Below are 15,928 nucleotides of genomic sequence, written 5' to 3' on the forward strand. Positions count from 1 at the left end.
GGAGGCTGCGGAGGAGGCGGCGGCTGACCGGCGCCGGCCGCCCGGCACCCGACCGTACGCCCGACAGTCCCCGCGCGCACCCACCCGCGCACGGAGCACGCCGTACCCCATCCCGCACCCCGTACGGGCCTATTGAGTGACTGTATGACGCATCGGAGTCACGCGTTCCGACACCGCTCACAGATCCTTTACACGGCCGGGGCTCCGGAGATGATCGCCTTCCCCCACCGCGGCACGCCCGAAGGGAAAGCGATGAGAGCAGTTGCGAAGTACGGGGCCCTGGCCACCCTCGGCTCCTTGGTCCTGTCCACCCTCTCCGCCGCCCCGGCGGGCGGCGCGGACTTCGCCGGCGCCTCGTCCGAGGAGCGCGGAACGGTCGTCGCCGCCCAGCGCGCCGCAGCCGCCGGAATCGCGTTCCGCACGTGCCCCAAGGCCGAGATGCTGCCCGCTCCCCTCGCCTGCGGCACGGTCGAGGTGCCGCTCGACTACGCCCGGCCGGACGGTGAGCGGATCAAACTCACCGTCAGCCGGGTGAAGGCGTCCGGCAAGACCGGCGCGGCGGGCGGCGACGGCAAGGCCGTGGAGACCGTCCAGCGCCAGGGCGCGCTGGTCTACAACCCCGGCGGCCCCGGCGCCTCCAGCATGGCGTTCCCGATGGCGGCGGCCATGCCCGAGTGGAAGCGGATCGCGGCGGCGTACGACCTCGTCGGCTACGCCCCACGCGGCGTCGGCCGCTCCGCGCCGCTGTCCTGCCAGGACGCCGGGGACTTCACGAAGGCGCCCACCCCGGCGCCGACCTACCCCTCGGAGTCGTACAAGAGCGAGCGCGTCTCGCGCGCCAAGGCGTACGCCCAGGGCTGCGCCCGCACCGCGGGACCGGCCCTGCGCCACTACACGTCGCTGAACAACGCCCGTGACCTCGACGTCGTGCGGGCCGCCCTCGGTGAGAAGAAGCTGTCCTTCATGGGCGCCTCCTACGGAACGTACTTCGGCGCGCTGTACGCGTCTCTCTTCCCGTCCCACGTACGCCGGATGGTCTTCGACTCGGCCGTCGACCCCGACCCGGACCAGATCTGGTACCGCAACAACCTCGACCAGTCCCTCGCCTTCGAGCAGCGCTGGGCGGACTTCCGGGCCTGGGTCGCCAAGCACGACGCGACGTACCACCTCGGCGTCACCCCCGACGAGGTCCAACGCAGCTACGAACGGGTCCGGGCGGCGGTCGCGCACCACCCGGCGGGCGGCAAGGTCGGGCCCGGCCAGTTGCACGCGGCGATGCTCGGGGCCGGCTACTACGACGACTACTGGGCGATGCGCGCCACGGCGCTCTCCGAATTCCTGAAGGGCAACACGAAGCCCTTGATCGACCAGGCCACACCGCAGCCGGCGGCGGCCTTCGACAACGAGAACGGCAACGCCGTCTACACGGCCGTGGAGTGCAACGACGCGCCGTGGCCGACGGATTGGAAGGTGTGGGACCGCGACAACACCGAACTCGCCGCGCTCGCCCCGTTCGAGACCTGGGACAACGCGTGGATGAATCTGCCGTGCGCCTTCTGGCCCGCGCCGCGCCAGCGGCCCGCCGACATCCGCACCGGCCCCGGTGAGCTGCCGCCGACGCTGATCCTGGCCGCGGAGCGGGACGCGGCGACGCCGTACGCGGGGGCGCTGGAGCTGCAACGACGGCTGGCCGGCGCCGTGCTGGTGACCGAGCGCGGCGCGGGCACGCACGGCATCGCGGGCGGTCCCAACGAGTGCGTCAACGACCACGTCGAGGCGTATCTGCTGACCGGGAAGACCCCGGTGCGCAGCGCCGAGTGCGCGCCGCGCGCGGAGCCGAACCCGGTGTCGCTGAAGAGGGACGACGCACGCTCCGAACTGCGGCGCAGGCTCAACCCGAACACTCAACTCTGAGCGTCTGAGCGAGTGTTCGGACGGTGCCCGAGCGCCGTGGTCGACCGGTCCGGTCGACCACGGCGCTCATTGAGTCCCCCGGTTCACCGGCCCGCTGGGTCGTGTCTTCAAAGTCTCGCCTGGCCCCGCGACGCCTGGTACGGCACCTCGCCGCGGGCCCAGCCCTGCGGGCGGACGGCGCTACTTTGAAGACACGGCCCAGGACCGCGTGAGCCAGCCCTTGATGAAGGCGGCCTGGCCGACATGCTGGAGATCGTCGGAGACGACGCTGACCAGCCGCACACCGAGGGTCACGGCCGGGACCCACGTCCGGTCCACCACACGTCCGTAGTCCGCTTCCCGGAGCGTCCTGATGTACGCGACGGTCCGCTCGTGTACGGCGTCGTGGTACTCCACCAGTGCCTCCCCCGTGATCCCGCCGACCGCCGCCACGTCCTTCGGTGAGTGTCCGTACCCCGTGGCGTCGCGCGAGAAGGGCAGCTCGAACCTGCCCGTCCAGTCCTGTGCGATCCACACCTCGTCCGTCCCTGCGATGTCGGCGACGTGATCGTCCTGGATCCGGGTGAGATGCCAGACGAGCCAGGCGATCGAGTTCGCCCCCTCGTCGACGCGTACGGCCAGCTCGTGCGGGGAGAGGCCGTCGACCACGGTGCGGACGGTGTCACGGATACGGTCGAAGGCGTCGATGAGCAGGTCACCGCTCGCGGTCATGGCACGCTCCGATGCTGTACGACTCGCTGTCGCCCGGGACGCGGGCTCCTCCAGCATCGCCTTCCCGGCAGCGCCGCGCTTCCCGGGAGCGCGGGAGGCGGCGGAGGCGTGGGGCTCGCCCCGGAGAGGGGCGCGGGCGCTCGTGGAGACACCGGTGCGGCGCGCTGAGAGCGCGCCGCACACGGAGCCGAACCCGGTGTCGCTGGACGAGAGGTCCGGCCGCGGGCTGCCGCCGGTCGTCTGATCTTCCGGGTGGGACGGCCGGGCTGCCCGAGGGCGGATCCGGCCGTCATGCAGTTGTGCGATCACGCTACGCGGATCGCGGGCCGCGCCTGTGGATCAGGCGTGGTTCAGGCGAGTTCGGCGACCAGGTCCGCTACCGACTTGCGGCGACCGGTGTAGAACGGCACCTCTTCCCGTACGTACAGCCGTGCCTTCGAGCCGCGCAGATGACGCATCAGGTCGACGATCCGGTCCAGTTCGTCGGCCTCGAAGGCGAGAATCCACTCGTAGTCGCCGAGCGAGAAGGATGACACGGTGTTGGCGCGGACGTCCGGATATCCACGGGCCATCTTTCCGTGGTCGGCGAGCATCGTACGCCGTTCCTCGTCGGGCAGCAGATACCAGTCGTACGAGCGAACGAAGGGGTAGACGCTCACCCACTCGCGCGGCGTCTCGTCGGCCAGGAAGGCCGGCACATGGGACTTGTTGAACTCGGCGGGGCGGTGCAGCGCCATGTTCGACCAGACGGGTTCGAGCGTCCGCCCGAGCTTCGTGCGGCGGAAGAGGTTGTACGCCCCCTGGAGCTCGTCCGCGGTCCCGGCGTGCCACCAGATCATCAGGTCGGCGTCGGCGCGCAGCCCGGAGACGTCGTACGCGCCGCGCACGGTGATGTCCTTGGCGGCGAGCTGGTCGAACAGCTCCTGGACCTCGTCGGCATAGCCGGCCCGGTCCTCCGGCAGCAGATCGCGCAGCTTGAAGACGGACCACAGCGTGTAGCGGATGACGTCGTTGAGATCCTTGGCCTTCTTGCCCGCGTTGGGGGTCTTGTCTGGTGCGGAAGTCATACGGCTATTCTCCCGCGCCCCGATCCGTGCCCCGCGCCAGGGTCGGCGTGGCCATGATCTCGTCGGCGGCGCGCCGGGCGCTCGCGACGCACGCGGGGATGCCGACGCCGTCGTACGGGGCGCCGCAGACGCGCAGTCCGGGGAGTTTCGCGACGGCCTCGCGGATACGGACGACGCGGGCGGGGTGGCCGACCGGGTACTGGGGCAGGCCGCCGATCCACCGCGTCACCTCGGTGGCGACGGGCCGCGCGGCGAGTCCGGTCGCGGCGCCGAGGTCGCGCAGGGACACCCCGACGAGTTCGGCGTCCTCGCGCTGGAGCTGGTCCTCCTCGCCGTACCGGCCGATGGACGTACGCAGGACGAAGAGGCCGGGCGCCGACTCGGCGACCCAGTTCCACTTACGGGTGGAGAAGGTGGCGGCCTTGATGGTGCGGCCGTCGACGGGCGGGACGAGGAAACCGCTGCCGTCGGGCAGGCCGGTGAGGGCGGGGCGGTGGAAGGCCATCGTCACGAGGGCCATGGAGGCGTACTCGATCTCGGCGAGTTCGGCGGAGGCGGCGGGTGACTCGTGCGCGAGGAGGGCGGACGCGGACCAGGCGGGGTTGGCCATGATCACCCCGTCTGCGGCGACGATCTCCTGGCCGGTCCTGACGGCCCAGCCGTCGGCGGTGCGGGTGAGGGCGAGGACGGGCGTCCGCGTACGGATGTCGCCTCCGCGCGCCCGTACGGCGTCGGCGACGGCACCCGGCAGCGTGCCGACTCCGCCGTCGATGCCGGTGAACACGGCGTCGGTGCGGGGGTTTTCGGCGGTCCTGGCCTGGACGGCGCGGACGGCGTCGAGCAGCGAGTCGTGCGTGCGGAGCGCCTCGTAGAGCTGCGGGACGGCGGCGCGCATCGAGATGCGGTAGGCGTCGCCCGCGTAGACGCCGCCGAGCAGGGGCTCCACCAGCCGGTCCACGACCTCGTGCCCCAGTCGCTCCGCGACGTACGCGCCGATGGACACGTCGTCGCCGACCGCCGCCGGGCCGAGGTCCCGCTCGCGGCCGATCCTGGCGACGCCTTCCACGGAGAGCAGACCGGCGAGGGCCGAGGCGTCGCCCGGAACACCCATCACATGACCCTTGGGCATGGCACGCAGCTCCCCGCGCGACCAGACGGACGCGGAGGTCGTGGCGGGCGGCTGTAGGCGCTCAGCGAGCCCCACGGAGCGTGCGAGGTCGACGGCCTCGGGGCGGCGCGCGAGCATGGACTCGGCACCGAGGTCGACGGGGGCGCCCTCGATCTCACCGCTGCGGAGTTTGCCGCCGAGGCGGTCGGTCGCCTCCAGGAGGGTCACGCGGGCCCCGGCGGACAGCAGCCGGTCGGCCGCGGCGAGACCGGCGATGCCGCCCCCGACGACGACGACATGGGGCGCGGGACCGGAAGGAGGCGTGCGCGCGGGACCACCAGGAGGCGTGGGATTCGGACTGCTCACCATGGCCTCCACTCTCTCAGACCGCCTCCGGACCACCTCGGGCGCGCCTCGGCCCGTACCGAGTCCCGACCGTGACCGCTTCGCGACCGGAAAAGCGCAACCCGCTCCCGCACCGGTCCGTCGAACCGGCGACATTTACGCACGGCATCCTTGGGGGGACCGATATGCGTGCACTTCCCGCATTCGCGGCAGCGCTTCTCACCGTTTCACTCGCCCTGGCCGGGTGCAGCGGCTCGGATTCGGGCAGCGCCGGAGACTCGAAGGGCGAGAGCGCGGCCAAAGCGCCGACGGACGAGCAGGGGGCGGGGGCGGCGGCCGACCAGGCCGAGGGCGGGCAGCGGGCGGACGGCGGCAAGGCCGTCGACGAGGCTTCCGCGACGACCCATGTGATCCGCACCGCCACCCTCTCGGTGGAGGTGGGGAGCGCGACGAAGGCCCTCGCCAAGGCCCGGGCGGTCGCGCTGGACGCGGGCGGCGTGGTCGAGGACGAGACCACCGAGCGCATCGACGACACGCACGTGACCTCGAACGTCGTCCTGCGGGTCCCGGAGGCGGAGTACGACTCCGTCCTCGCCGAACTGGCGGGCACCGGGAAGCTGTTGTCGCGTACGGCGAACGCGAAGGACGTCACCGAGCAGGTGGTCGACGTGAACAGCCGCATCGCGACGCAGCGCGCGAGCGTCGACCGCGTGCGGAAGTTGATGGACCAGGCGAAGGACATCACCGACGTGGTGGCCCTGGAGTCTCAACTGAACACACGTCAGGCCGAGTTGGAGTCCCTGCTGGCCAAGCAGGCCGCACTCGCCGACCGGACGACGATGGCGACCATCACGCTCGACCTGAGCGAGCGGACGAAGGAGGACAAGGACTCCGGGGACGACGACCCGGGCTTCCTGGACGCGCTCGGCGGCGGCTGGGACGCCTTCGTGACGGTGCTGCGGTGGACGGTGGTGGTCGTGGCGGCGATCCTGCCGTTCGTCGTGGCGCTGGCGGTGCTGTTCGGGCTGTGGCTGCTGTTCGGCGCCCGGGCGCGCCCGCGGCGTACGCGGACCCCGGCTCCCGCCCCCGCCGCGGCGCCGGCTCCGGCGCCCGACGCGGACCCGTCGCCCGACCCGGGCGAGCGGGACTGACCCGCCGCCTCCGCGTAGCGTCTGTGTGCCGGGTACACGGTGCCCGGCACACACGCGAAGGGACGCGCAATGGCAGCGGAGCGCTTGGTGGTCATCGGCGGCGACGCGGCGGGAATGTCCGCCGCGTCGCAGGCCCGCAGGTTCAAGGGGCCCGAGGAGCTGGAGATCGTCGCCTTCGAGCGCGGCGGCTTCGCCTCGTACTCGGCGTGCGGCATTCCGTACTGGGTCGGCGGCGACGTGGAGCGGCGGGACGACCTCGTCGCCCGTACGCCGCAGGAGCACCGGGAGCGCGGGATCGACCTGCGGATGCGTACCGAGGTGCTGGAGATCGACACGGACGGCCGACGGGTCCGGGCCCGGGAGCTGGATGCCGGGACCGAGTCGTGGACGGACTTCGACAAGCTGGTGATCGCCACCGGCGCGCGCCCGATCCGGCCCCCGCTGCCGGGCATCGACGCCCCCGGCGTGCACGGTGTGCAGACCCTCGGCGACGGCCAGGCGCTGATCGAGACCCTGAGCCGCACGGACGGCGGGCGCGCGGTCGTCGTGGGCGCGGGCTACATCGGCGTCGAGATGGCGGAGGCGCTGCTCAAGCGCGGGTACGAGGTCACCGTCCTGCACCGCGACGAGCAGCCGATGGCCACGCTGGACCCGGACATGGGCCGGCTGGTCCACGAGGCGATGGACGGCCTCGGCATCACCACGGTCGGCGGCGCCGCCGTCTCCAAGATCCTGACCGGTGACGACGGCCGGGTCAGGGCGGTCGCCACCGACGACGCGGAGTACCCGGCGGACGTCGTGGTGCTGGGCATCGGTGTCCGCCCGGAGACGGCGCTCGCCGAGGCCGCCGGTCTGCCGCTCGGCCCGCACGGCGGGCTGCTGACCGACCTGTCGATGCGGGTACGCGGCCAGGACCGCGTCTGGGCGGGCGGCGACTGTGTGGAGGTGCTCGACCTGATCACGGGCACCACCCGCCACATCGCGCTGGGCACGCACGCCAACAAGCACGGCCAGATCATCGGCGCCAACGTGGGCGGCGACTACGGCACCTTCCCGGGCGTCGTCGGCACGGCCGTCAGCAAGGTGTGCGACCGGGAGATCGCCCGGACGGGGCTGCGCGAGAAGGACGCCCGCGCGGCGGGGCTCCAGTACGTCTCGGCGACCATCGAGTCCACCGGCACCGCCGGGTATCTGCCGGGCGCGCGGCTGATGACGGTGAAGATGCTCGCCGAGCGCCGTACGGGCCGGCTGCTCGGCGTGCAGATCGTCGGGGGCGAGGGCGCCGCGAAGCGGGTGGACATCGCGGCGGTGGCCCTCACCGCGCGGATGACGGTGGAACAGATGACGGCGCTGGACCTGGGCTACGCGCCGCCGTTCTCCCCGGTCTGGGACCCGGTCCTGGTCGCGGCCCGCAAGGCGACGGCGGCGGTCCGCGAGGCGGGCTGGTAGTGGTGGGCGAGACCGCCCGGACATGGACTAGGTCGTGCGTGTGTGGACGTACTCCACGAGGCGCGTCAGCGAGTCCGGGTCCATGTTCGGCAGCACCCCGTGGCCCAGATTGAAGATGTGCCCCTCCAACCCCTTGGCCGCGTCGAGGACTTCGTCGGCCTTCGCCTCCACGGCCCGCGTGGGGGCGAAGAGGACCGCCGGGTCGAGGTTGCCCTGGAGCGCCTTGCCGGGGCCCACGCGGCGGGCCGCCTCGTCCAGCGGTACGCGCCAGTCGACGCCGACGACGTCCGCGCCGGCCTCGCCCATGAGCCCGAGCAGTTCGCCCGTACCGACTCCGAAGTGGATGCGCGGCACGCCGTATCCGGCGATCATGTCGAAGACCTTGACGGACGCGGGCATCGCGGAGCGCCGGTAGTCGGCGGGGGCGAGCGCGCCCACCCAGGAGTCGAAGAGCTGTACGGCGCTGGCGCCCGCCTCGATCTGCACCTTGAGGAACGCGCCGGTGATCTCCGCGAGCCGGTCGAGCAGTTCGGCCCACAGCTCCGGGGCGCCGTACATCATGGCCTTGGTGTTCTCGTGGTTACGGGAGGGCCCGCCCTCCACGAGGTAGCTCGCGAGGGTGAAGGGGGCGCCCGCGAAGCCGATGAGCGGGGTGGACCCCAGCTCCGCGGTGAGCATGCCCATGGCCTCGGTGACGTAGTGGACGTCGTCCGGCGTAAGGTCCCGCAGCTGGGCGAGGTCGGCGCGCGTGCGGATGGGGTGCGCGACGACGGGGCCGACGCCCGGCTTGATGTCGAGGTCCACGCCGATGGCCTTGAGCGGGACGACGATGTCGCTGAAGTAGATCGCGGCGTCGACCTCGTGCCGGCGTACCGGCTGGAGCGTGATCTCGGTGACCAGATCCGGCCGCATGCACGACTCCAGCATCGCCGTGCCCTCGCGCAGCTTGCGGTACTCGGGCAGCGACCGCCCCGCCTGCCGCATGAACCACACCGGCGTGTGTGGTACGGGCTCCCGCCTGCACGCCTTCATGAAGGCGGAATCGCGGGTGGCGAGTGTCGCCGCTGTCGGCGCGGTCTTGGTCGGCTGGCCCGAGGGGCGGTCGTTGGCGCTCACGCCCAGAATCTTCGCATGTACGCAGAAGCGGCCGGGCCGGGCCGGGTGTCCTTCACCGCACGGGACGTTCGTTCCGCCTACTCTTCCCCGCATGGCTGCGGCTCAGGGACAATTTTCTGATCATTCCAACGGCGTCGGCGGTACGGGGGGTACGGAGGAGGACTCCGTCCCGTCCGCGTTCCGGCTGGCCGTCGAAGCTTTGCGGACGGCGCGGCTGCGCCCCGAGATGGAGATCGACCCGACCAAGCCGCCCCAGCGGCTCGCACCGCACGCGTACGCGCTGGAGGCGGCGGTCGTCCAAGGGGACGACGACCTGGCCGACGGCAGACTCGTTCTGCTCCACGATCCGGACGGACACGACGCCTGGCAGGGCACATTCCGGCTGGTGACGCTCGTACGGGCGGAGCTGGAGCCGGAGATGGCGGCGGACCCGCTGCTCCCGGAGGTCTGCTGGTCGTGGCTGACCGGGGCGCTGGAGGCGCGCGGACTCTCCTACGGAGAACCGAGCGGCACGGTCACGCGCGCGGGGTCGCACTACTTCGGCGGGCTCTCGGAGCGCCGCCCGGCGACACAGATCGAGATCCGGGCGTCCTGGACACCGCGCGAGGGCATGGGCGGAGTCCCGGACACGGCAACGCACTTGGCGGCCTGGTGCGATCTGCTGTGCCAGCTCGCGGGTCTGCCACCGGCGGCTCCGACGGGCCCGACGGAGCCGGGGGCGGGTGTGGTCTCGCTCCCCCAGCGCCGGGGGCCACAGGCCCGGTAGGACGGACCCGCCACGCGCCGGGATCGGCTCACCGGGGAGGGGCCCACTCGTAGGATGATCGATCGCGCATCCGAATTGCCCGAATTGTTACTCATCAATTCGTGATCATTCTCTAAAGGCGGGGACGGTTGCTGCCGAAGAGGTCAATGACCCTTCAAGCACGGTTCGCCCCCGGCTTCATCCCCGAGCCGGCCCGTCCCGCACCTTCCCAGGAGGCCTGGTGTCCGTTCTCCTCGAGCAGCCCGCAAGCCTGGTCGCCTACCGCCCGAACAAGCCGACGGCCATGGTCGTCGTGGCCGACCCTCGCGTCCGCTCCACCGTCACCCGCCACCTGTGGGCCCTTGGAGTACGTGACGTCATCGAGGCTTCGTCCATCGCGGAGGCGCGTCCCCGCGTCGGCAATCCACGCGACATCTGCGTGGCCGACGTCCACCTGCCCGACGGTTCCGGGCTCACCCTGCTGTCCGAGACCCGGGCAGCGGGCTGGCCCAACGGCCTCGCCCTCTCCGCCGCCGACGACATCGGCGCGGTGCGCAACGCCCTCGCGGGCGGCGTCAAGGGCTACGTCGTGACCGGTACCCGTACGAACATCGGCCACCCCGGCCGCCCCGGCGCCGCACCCATCGGCGCGGGACCCCGCATGCACCGCCGCCCCCCGGGTTCCCCGAGCCACCCGGGTGGCTACCGCGAGCTCTCCGGCCGTGAGGTCGAGGTGCTCAGACTGGTCGCCGAAGGCCAGTCGAACAAGGCGATCGGCGTCTCCATGGGGCTCTCCGCCCTGACCGTCAAGAGCCACCTCGCCCGCATCGCGCGCAAGCTCGGCACGGGCGACCGGGCCGGAATGGTCGCCGTGGCCCTCCGTACCGGAATCATTCACTGACCGGTTTCACCCTCCCCACCGGCCGCATCGCCCGCCGACGGAACGTTCCGTCGGCGGGCGGCGTCCGTTCACAGATACCCTTGACACGTGACCGACGCCCAAGAGACCGCAGCAGACCCACCACTGCGAACCACCGGGGGCGCTCCCCCGGACGACGTCGAAACGGCGCCGATCCCCTTGTTGGAGCCTCGCGAAGGCATTCCGCCGGTGGTCGCCACCGAAGAAGCGCTCGCCGAGGTGATCGCTTCCTTCGCCGCGGGCACCGGCCCGCTGGCCGTCGACGCCGAGCGCGCGTCCGGCTACCGGTACGGGCAGAGCGCCTATCTCGTACAGCTGCGCCGTGAAGGCGCGGGCACCGCGCTCATCGATCCCGTCGGCTGCCCCGACCTCTCGGCCCTCGGCGACGTCCTCGCCGACACGGAGTGGATCCTGCACGCCGCCACCCAGGACCTTCCGTGTCTCAGGGAAATAGGCATGCGCCCCACGCGGCTGTTCGACACCGAGCTGGCGGGACGGCTCGCGGGCTTCCCGCGCGTCGGCCTCGGCGCCATGGTCGAGAACGTCCTCGGGTTCGCCCTGGAGAAGGGCCACTCCGCCGTCGACTGGTCCACCAGGCCGCTCCCCGAGCCGTGGCTGCGGTACGCAGCGCTGGACGTCGAGCTGCTGGTCGATCTGCGGAACGCGCTGGAAAAGGAGCTGGACCGGCAGAACAAGCTGGACTGGGCCTGGCAGGAGTTCGACGCGATCGCCTCCGCGCCGCCGCCGCCGCCGCGCAAGGACCCGTGGCGCCGTACGTCCGGCATGCACAAGGTCCGGCGCCGCCGGCAGATGGCCGTCGTACGGGAGCTGTGGAACACCCGCGACCAGGCCGCGCAGCGGCGCGACGTCTCCCCCGGCAAGGTCCTCAGCGACGGCGCGATCATCGAGGCCGCGCTGGCGCTGCCGCTGAACGTGCAGGCCCTCACCGCACTGCCCGGCTTCGGGCACCGGATGGGGCGGCGCGCGCTCGAACAGTGGCAGACGGCGATCGACCGGGCGAAGACGCTGCCCGACACGGAGCTGCCGCAGCCGGGCCAGCCGCTGAACGGCCCGCCGCCGCCGCGCTCGTGGGCGGACAAGGACCCGGAGGCGGCGGCCCGCCTCTCGGCCGCCCGCGCCTCGGTGACGGCGCTCGCGGAGCGCCTGAACATGCCGCAGGAGAACCTGATCACGCCGGACACCGTGCGGCGGGTCTGCTGGGAGCCGCCGGCGGAGCGGAGCGTGGAAGGCGTCTCGGAGGCGTTGGCCGCGCATGGCGCGCGGCGGTGGCAGGTGGAACAGGTGGCGCCGCTGCTGGCGCGGGCGCTGGGGGCGACGGCGGAGACGGGCTGACCGGGGGCGATGCCGGTGGCCGGTGCTGGTGCTGGTGCGCTGGTGCCGGTGCCGCCCGGTGGTCGGTTTTGTCCTCAAGCGCCGGACGGGCTGGGTGGTTGCGGTGGTGTCCGGGTGCCGCTCCGGGGTCATGGCCGGACGGCGTGACTTACGCCGCGTGCAACGCTCGTTGGACCCGAGGGAGCCTCCTCGTCCACGCGGCACAAGTCAGCCTGAGTGTCCGACCACGACCCCTGCGCGTCCCCCTTCCAACCCGCGAGCGGGAGCGGGGCTCGAACAGCGCCACGTGACGGCGAGAGGGGGGCGGGGCCGCAGGAGGGGTGTGTCCGGACACTCAGGCTGACTTGTGGCGCGTGAACAGCCCGGATCAGCGGGTCCAACGAGCGTTGCACGCGCCGTAAGTCACGCCGTCCGGACATACCCCTCCGAAGGACCCGCACCCCGCCCCCGCCAACGAAACAGCAACCCGGTCAAACAGCAGCCCCGGAGGGTGACCCGCGGAACACCCCGTCGCCCTGGGCAGTGCGGTTACCCGCAAGTAGCATAGGATCCGACAGAGCGTGCCCGCAGCAGTGCCATCCCCGCACCCTGGAGGAGAGCCATCGTGCCTCGTACCGTCAGGGATGTCGTCTTCGTCGACGGCGTCCGCACCCCGTTCGGCAAGGCGGGCCCGAAGGGCATCTACCACGAGACCCGGGCCGACGACCTCGTCGTGAAGGCGATCCGGGAGCTGCTGCGGCGTAATCCGGACCTCGACCCCGCGAAGATCGACGAGGTCGCCATCGCCGCGACCACGCAGATCGGTGACCAGGGCCTGACCATCGGCCGTACCGCCGGCATCCTCGCCGGGCTGCCGCAGTCCGTCCCCGGCTACTCGATCGACCGCATGTGCGCGGGCGCGATGACCGCCGTGACGACCACCGCCGGTTCCATCGCGTTCGGCGCGTACGACATCGTCGTCGCCGGCGGTGTCGAGCACATGGGCCGCCACCCGATGGGCGAGGGCGTCGACCCGAACCCGCGGTTCGTCTCGGAGAAGCTCGTCGACGAGTCGGCCCTCTTCATGGGCATGACCGCGGAGAACCTGCACGACCGCTTCCCGCACATCACCAAGCAGCGCGCCGACGAGTACGCCGTGCGCTCGCAGGAGAAGGCCGCCAAGGCCTACGCGAACGGCAGGATCCAGCAGGATCTCGTGCCGATCTCGGTGCGCCGCACCAACCCCGAGGGCGGCGAGACGGGCTGGGGCCTGGCGACCGAGGACGAGCCGATGCGCCCCGGCACCACGCTGGAGTCCCTGGCCGGTCTCAAGACCCCCTTCCGCCCGCACGGCCGCGTCACGGCCGGCAACGCGGCCGGTCTGAACGACGGCGCCACCGCCTCGCTGATCGCCTCCGAGGAGTTCGCACGTGAGGCCGGGCTGCCGGTCAGGATGCGCCTCGTGAGCTACGCGTACGTGGGTGTCGAGCCCGAGGTCATGGGCTTCGGCCCGATCCCCGCGACCGAGAAGGCCCTCGCCAAGGCCGGTCTGTCGATCGGCGACATCGGCCTCTTCGAGATCAACGAGGCCTTCGCCGTACAGGTGTTGGCCTTCCTCGACCACTACGGCATCGCCGACGACGACCCGCGCGTCAACCAGTACGGCGGCGCCATCGCCTACGGCCACCCGCTCGCGTCCTCCGGCGTACGGCTGATGACCCAGCTGGCCCGGCAGTTCGAGGAGCAGCCGCAGGTCCGCTACGGCATCACCACCATGTGCGTCGGCTTCGGCATGGGCGCGACGGTCGTCTGGGAGAACCCGCACTTCGACGGAGGAAACAAGTGAGCACCGCTGAACTCCTGAAGGGCGCGGCCGAGCTGTTCCCGGACGAGGTCGTCACCCAGGCGCACGTACGCCACCTCGAACTCCCCGGCGGCGTGGGCACGTTCGCGCTCATCACGCTTGACAACGGCCTGGACCACACCAAGCCGACGACGTTCGGACCGCAGTCGCTGGCCAATCTCGACGCGGCGATCGACCAGGTCGAGACCGAGGCCGCCGAGGGAAAGATCGTCGGTGTCGGTGTCACCGGCAAGCCGTTCATCTTCGCCGTCGGCGCCGACCTCAAGGGCGTAGAGCTGCTGAAGCGGCACGACGACGCGCTGGCCATCGGCAAGGGCGGCCACGACGTCTTCAAGCGGCTCGCGGGCATCGCCGTACCGACGTTCGCGTATTACAACGGCGCCGCGATGGGCGGTGGCGTCGAGGTCGGGCTGCACTGCTCGTACCGCACCGTCTCCGCCGCGCTGCCCGCCTTCTCGCTGCCCGAGGTCTTCCTCGGTCTCGTCCCCGGCTGGGGCGGCTGCACGCTGCTGCCGAACCTGATCGGCGCCGACCGCGCGGTCACGGTGATCATCGAGAACTCGCTCAACCAGAACAAGCAGCTCAAGGGCGCGCAGGTCTATGAACTGGGCATCGCCGACGCCCTGTTCGAGGGCGCGGACTTCCTGGAGCAGTCGCTGCTGTGGACCGCGTCGGTCCTGGGCGGCGAGCTGGAGGTGAAGCGTCCGGAGATCGACCGGGGCGAGGCGTGGGACGAGGCCGTCGCGCGCGGCAGGTTCGTCGCGGACTCCAAGGTGCACGGCGCGGCCCCGGCCGCCTACCGGGCGCTGGACATCATCGCCGCCGCCAAGGACGGTGACCTCCAGGCGGGTTACGACGCCGAGGACACCGCGCTCGCCGACCTGATCATGGGCGGTGAACTGCGGTCCGGGATCTACGCGTTCAACCTCGTGCAGCGGCGCGCCAAGCGCCCGGCGGGCGCGCCCGACAAGGCGCTCGCGCGTCCCGTCACCAAGGTCGGCGTCGTCGGAGCCGGCCTGATGGCCTCGCAGTTGGCGCTGCTGTTCCTGCGCAGGCTCGAAGTGCCCGTCGTACTGACGGACATCAACCAGGAGCGGATCGACAAGGGTGTGGGCTACGTCCACGCCGAGATCGACAAACTGCTCGGCAAGGGCCGGATCAACCAGGACAAGGCCAACCGCTACAAGGGCCTGGTCACCGGAGTTCTGGACAAGGCCGACGGTTTCGCCGACGCCGACTTCGTCATCGAGGCCGTCTTCGAGGAGATGGGCGTCAAGCAGCAGGTGTTCGCGGAGGTCGAGGCGGTCGCCCCGGCGCACGCGATCCTCGCCACCAACACCTCGTCGCTGTCGGTGTCCGAGATGGCGTCGAAGCTGAAGAACCCGGAGCGGGTCGTCGGCTTCCACTTCTTCAACCCGGTGGCGATCCTGCCCCTGTTGGAGATCGTGCGCGGCGAGCAGACGGACGACGCATCGCTCGCGACGGCGTTCGGTGTCGCGAAGAAGCTCAGGAAGAGCGCGGTGCTGGTGAAGGACGCCCCGGCGTTCGTCGTCAACCGCATCCTCACCCGCTTCATGGGCGAGATCCAGAACGTCATCGACGAGGGCACTCCGGTCGCCGTCGCCGAGAAGGCGGTCGAACCGCTGGGTCTGCCGATGTCGCCGCTGGTCCTGCTGGAGCTGGTCGGTCCCGCGATCGGTCTGCATGTCTCCGAGACCCTCAACCGGGCCTTCCCGGACCGCTTCACGGTCTCGCGGAACCTTGCCGCCGTCGTGAAGGCGGGCAAGCGGGGCTTCTACGTGTACGACTCCGGCAAGCCGGAGCTGGACCCGGAGGTCGTGGCGCTGCTCAAGCAGGGCGACACGGTGCTGACGGAGGAGCAGACCCGGGCGCGCGTGCTGGACGCCGTGGCGCGGGAGATCGGTCTGATGCTGGACGAGGGTGTCGTCGCCGAGGCCCAGGACATCGACCTCTGCCTGATCACGGGCGCGGGCTGGCCGTTCCACCTCGGCGGCATCACACCGTACCTGGACCGGGAGGGCGTCTCGGAGCGGGTGAACGGGAAGAAGTTCCTGGAGCCGGGTGTGGCGAGCGTGCCGGCGTAACGAACGAAGCGAGTGGGGCGGGGCCGGGCGGATCTCTTTCCGCACGGTCCCGCCTGCTGCGTGCTGGGTGGGGTGCGGGTTCGCCTCCGGCGCGGTGGGCTG

The 15,928-nt window shown here is 71.6% G+C and carries 13 protein-coding genes; 9 read left to right on the top strand and 4 right to left on the bottom strand.

Translation table 11 applies throughout. The annotated features are described in order from the left end of the window. The first annotated feature begins 252 nt into the window (after window positions 1-252). Window positions 253-1,914, top strand: coding sequence for an alpha/beta hydrolase (locus P3L51_RS29280; protein ID WP_354608335.1), 1,662 nt, complete (start codon window positions 253-255; stop codon window positions 1,912-1,914). A 180-nt stretch (window positions 1,915-2,094) separates the two neighbouring features. Here the strand turns inward: P3L51_RS29280 and P3L51_RS29285 are convergent, their stop codons facing one another. Then, window positions 2,095-2,625, bottom strand: a complete 531-nt coding sequence (locus tag P3L51_RS29285; protein WP_354608336.1) for a mycothiol transferase — start codon at window positions 2,623-2,625, stop codon at window positions 2,095-2,097. Between P3L51_RS29285 and P3L51_RS29290 the strand changes: the two genes are divergently transcribed. Then, entirely contained in the window at window positions 2,624-2,869 is a 246-nt protein-coding gene (locus P3L51_RS29290; protein WP_354608337.1) for a hypothetical protein, read from the top strand. The two genes, P3L51_RS29285 and P3L51_RS29290, sit on opposite strands and share 2 nt — an antisense overlap. A gap of 106 nt (window positions 2,870-2,975) precedes the next feature. Here the strand turns inward: P3L51_RS29290 and hemQ are convergent, their stop codons facing one another. Then, complete coding sequence (gene hemQ, locus P3L51_RS29295; protein WP_354608338.1) at window positions 2,976-3,692, bottom strand: hydrogen peroxide-dependent heme synthase; 717 nt, start codon at window positions 3,690-3,692, stop codon at window positions 2,976-2,978. A 4-nt stretch (window positions 3,693-3,696) separates the two neighbouring features. Continuing rightward, entirely contained in the window at window positions 3,697-5,169 is a 1,473-nt protein-coding gene (hemG, locus tag P3L51_RS29300) for a protoporphyrinogen oxidase (protein ID WP_354608339.1), read from the bottom strand. Window positions 5,170-5,330: 161 nt separating this feature from the next. On the opposite strand from hemG, the gene P3L51_RS29305 reads away from it, so the two are divergent. Continuing rightward, window positions 5,331-6,296, top strand: coding sequence for a DUF4349 domain-containing protein (locus tag P3L51_RS29305; protein WP_354608340.1), 966 nt, complete (start codon window positions 5,331-5,333; stop codon window positions 6,294-6,296). 69 nt (window positions 6,297-6,365) lie between these two features. Then, entirely contained in the window at window positions 6,366-7,745 is a 1,380-nt protein-coding gene (locus P3L51_RS29310) for an FAD-dependent oxidoreductase (protein ID WP_354608341.1), read from the top strand. A 27-nt stretch (window positions 7,746-7,772) separates the two neighbouring features. On the opposite strand, the gene hemE is transcribed toward P3L51_RS29310, so the two are convergent. After that, the gene (gene hemE / locus P3L51_RS29315; RefSeq protein WP_354608342.1) at window positions 7,773-8,861 is read right to left on the bottom strand and encodes a uroporphyrinogen decarboxylase; all 1,089 of its coding nucleotides are present in this window, start codon (window positions 8,859-8,861) and stop codon (window positions 7,773-7,775) included. 91 nt (window positions 8,862-8,952) lie between these two features. Here hemE and P3L51_RS29320 point away from each other — a divergent pair, with 91 nt between their 5' ends. From P3L51_RS29320 to P3L51_RS29340, 5 genes are all read left to right on the top strand, one after another. Continuing rightward, complete coding sequence (locus P3L51_RS29320; protein WP_354608343.1) at window positions 8,953-9,627, top strand: DUF3000 domain-containing protein; 675 nt, start codon at window positions 8,953-8,955, stop codon at window positions 9,625-9,627. A gap of 220 nt (window positions 9,628-9,847) precedes the next feature. Further along, the gene (locus P3L51_RS29325; RefSeq protein ID WP_023537917.1) at window positions 9,848-10,507 is read left to right on the top strand and encodes a helix-turn-helix transcriptional regulator; all 660 of its coding nucleotides are present in this window, start codon (window positions 9,848-9,850) and stop codon (window positions 10,505-10,507) included. Window positions 10,508-10,594: 87 nt separating this feature from the next. Further along, a complete protein-coding gene (locus P3L51_RS29330; protein WP_354608344.1) occupies window positions 10,595-11,878 on the top strand; it encodes an HRDC domain-containing protein in 1,284 nt (427 codons plus the stop codon). Window positions 11,879-12,482: 604 nt separating this feature from the next. Next, on the top strand, window positions 12,483-13,703 hold the full coding sequence (locus P3L51_RS29335) for a thiolase family protein (RefSeq protein WP_354608345.1): 1,221 nt from the start codon (window positions 12,483-12,485) through the stop codon (window positions 13,701-13,703). After that, window positions 13,700-15,826 (top strand): 3-hydroxyacyl-CoA dehydrogenase NAD-binding domain-containing protein, encoded by a 2,127-nt coding sequence (locus P3L51_RS29340; RefSeq protein WP_354608346.1) that lies wholly within the window; start codon window positions 13,700-13,702, stop codon window positions 15,824-15,826. Before P3L51_RS29335 ends, P3L51_RS29340 begins: the two co-directional genes overlap by 4 nt. Window positions 15,827-15,928 lie beyond the last annotated feature (102 nt).

It is taken from the genome of Streptomyces panacea (genome assembly GCF_040560175.1).
GTDB classification, from domain to species: Bacteria; Actinomycetota; Actinomycetes; order Streptomycetales; family Streptomycetaceae; genus Streptomyces; species Streptomyces panacea.

Excerpts from the sequence above, each read along its gene's own strand:
- P3L51_RS29290 (WP_354608337.1), top strand. The coding sequence starts at position 2,624 with ATGGCACGCTCCGATGCTGTACGACTCGCTGTCGCCCGGGACGCGGGC.
- P3L51_RS29305 (WP_354608340.1), top strand. The coding sequence starts at position 5,331 with ATGCGTGCACTTCCCGCATTCGCGGCAGCGCTTCTCACCGTTTCACTC.
- P3L51_RS29285 (WP_354608336.1), bottom strand. The coding sequence starts at position 2,625 with ATGACCGCGAGCGGTGACCTGCTCATCGACGCCTTCGACCGTATCCGT.
- hemQ (WP_354608338.1), bottom strand. The coding sequence starts at position 3,692 with ATGACTTCCGCACCAGACAAGACCCCCAACGCGGGCAAGAAGGCCAAG.
- P3L51_RS29320 (WP_354608343.1), top strand. The coding sequence starts at position 8,953 with ATGGCTGCGGCTCAGGGACAATTTTCTGATCATTCCAACGGCGTCGGC.
- P3L51_RS29280 (WP_354608335.1), top strand. The coding sequence starts at position 253 with ATGAGAGCAGTTGCGAAGTACGGGGCCCTGGCCACCCTCGGCTCCTTG.
- P3L51_RS29310 (WP_354608341.1), top strand. The coding sequence starts at position 6,366 with ATGGCAGCGGAGCGCTTGGTGGTCATCGGCGGCGACGCGGCGGGAATG.
- hemG (WP_354608339.1), bottom strand. The coding sequence starts at position 5,169 with ATGGTGAGCAGTCCGAATCCCACGCCTCCTGGTGGTCCCGCGCGCACG.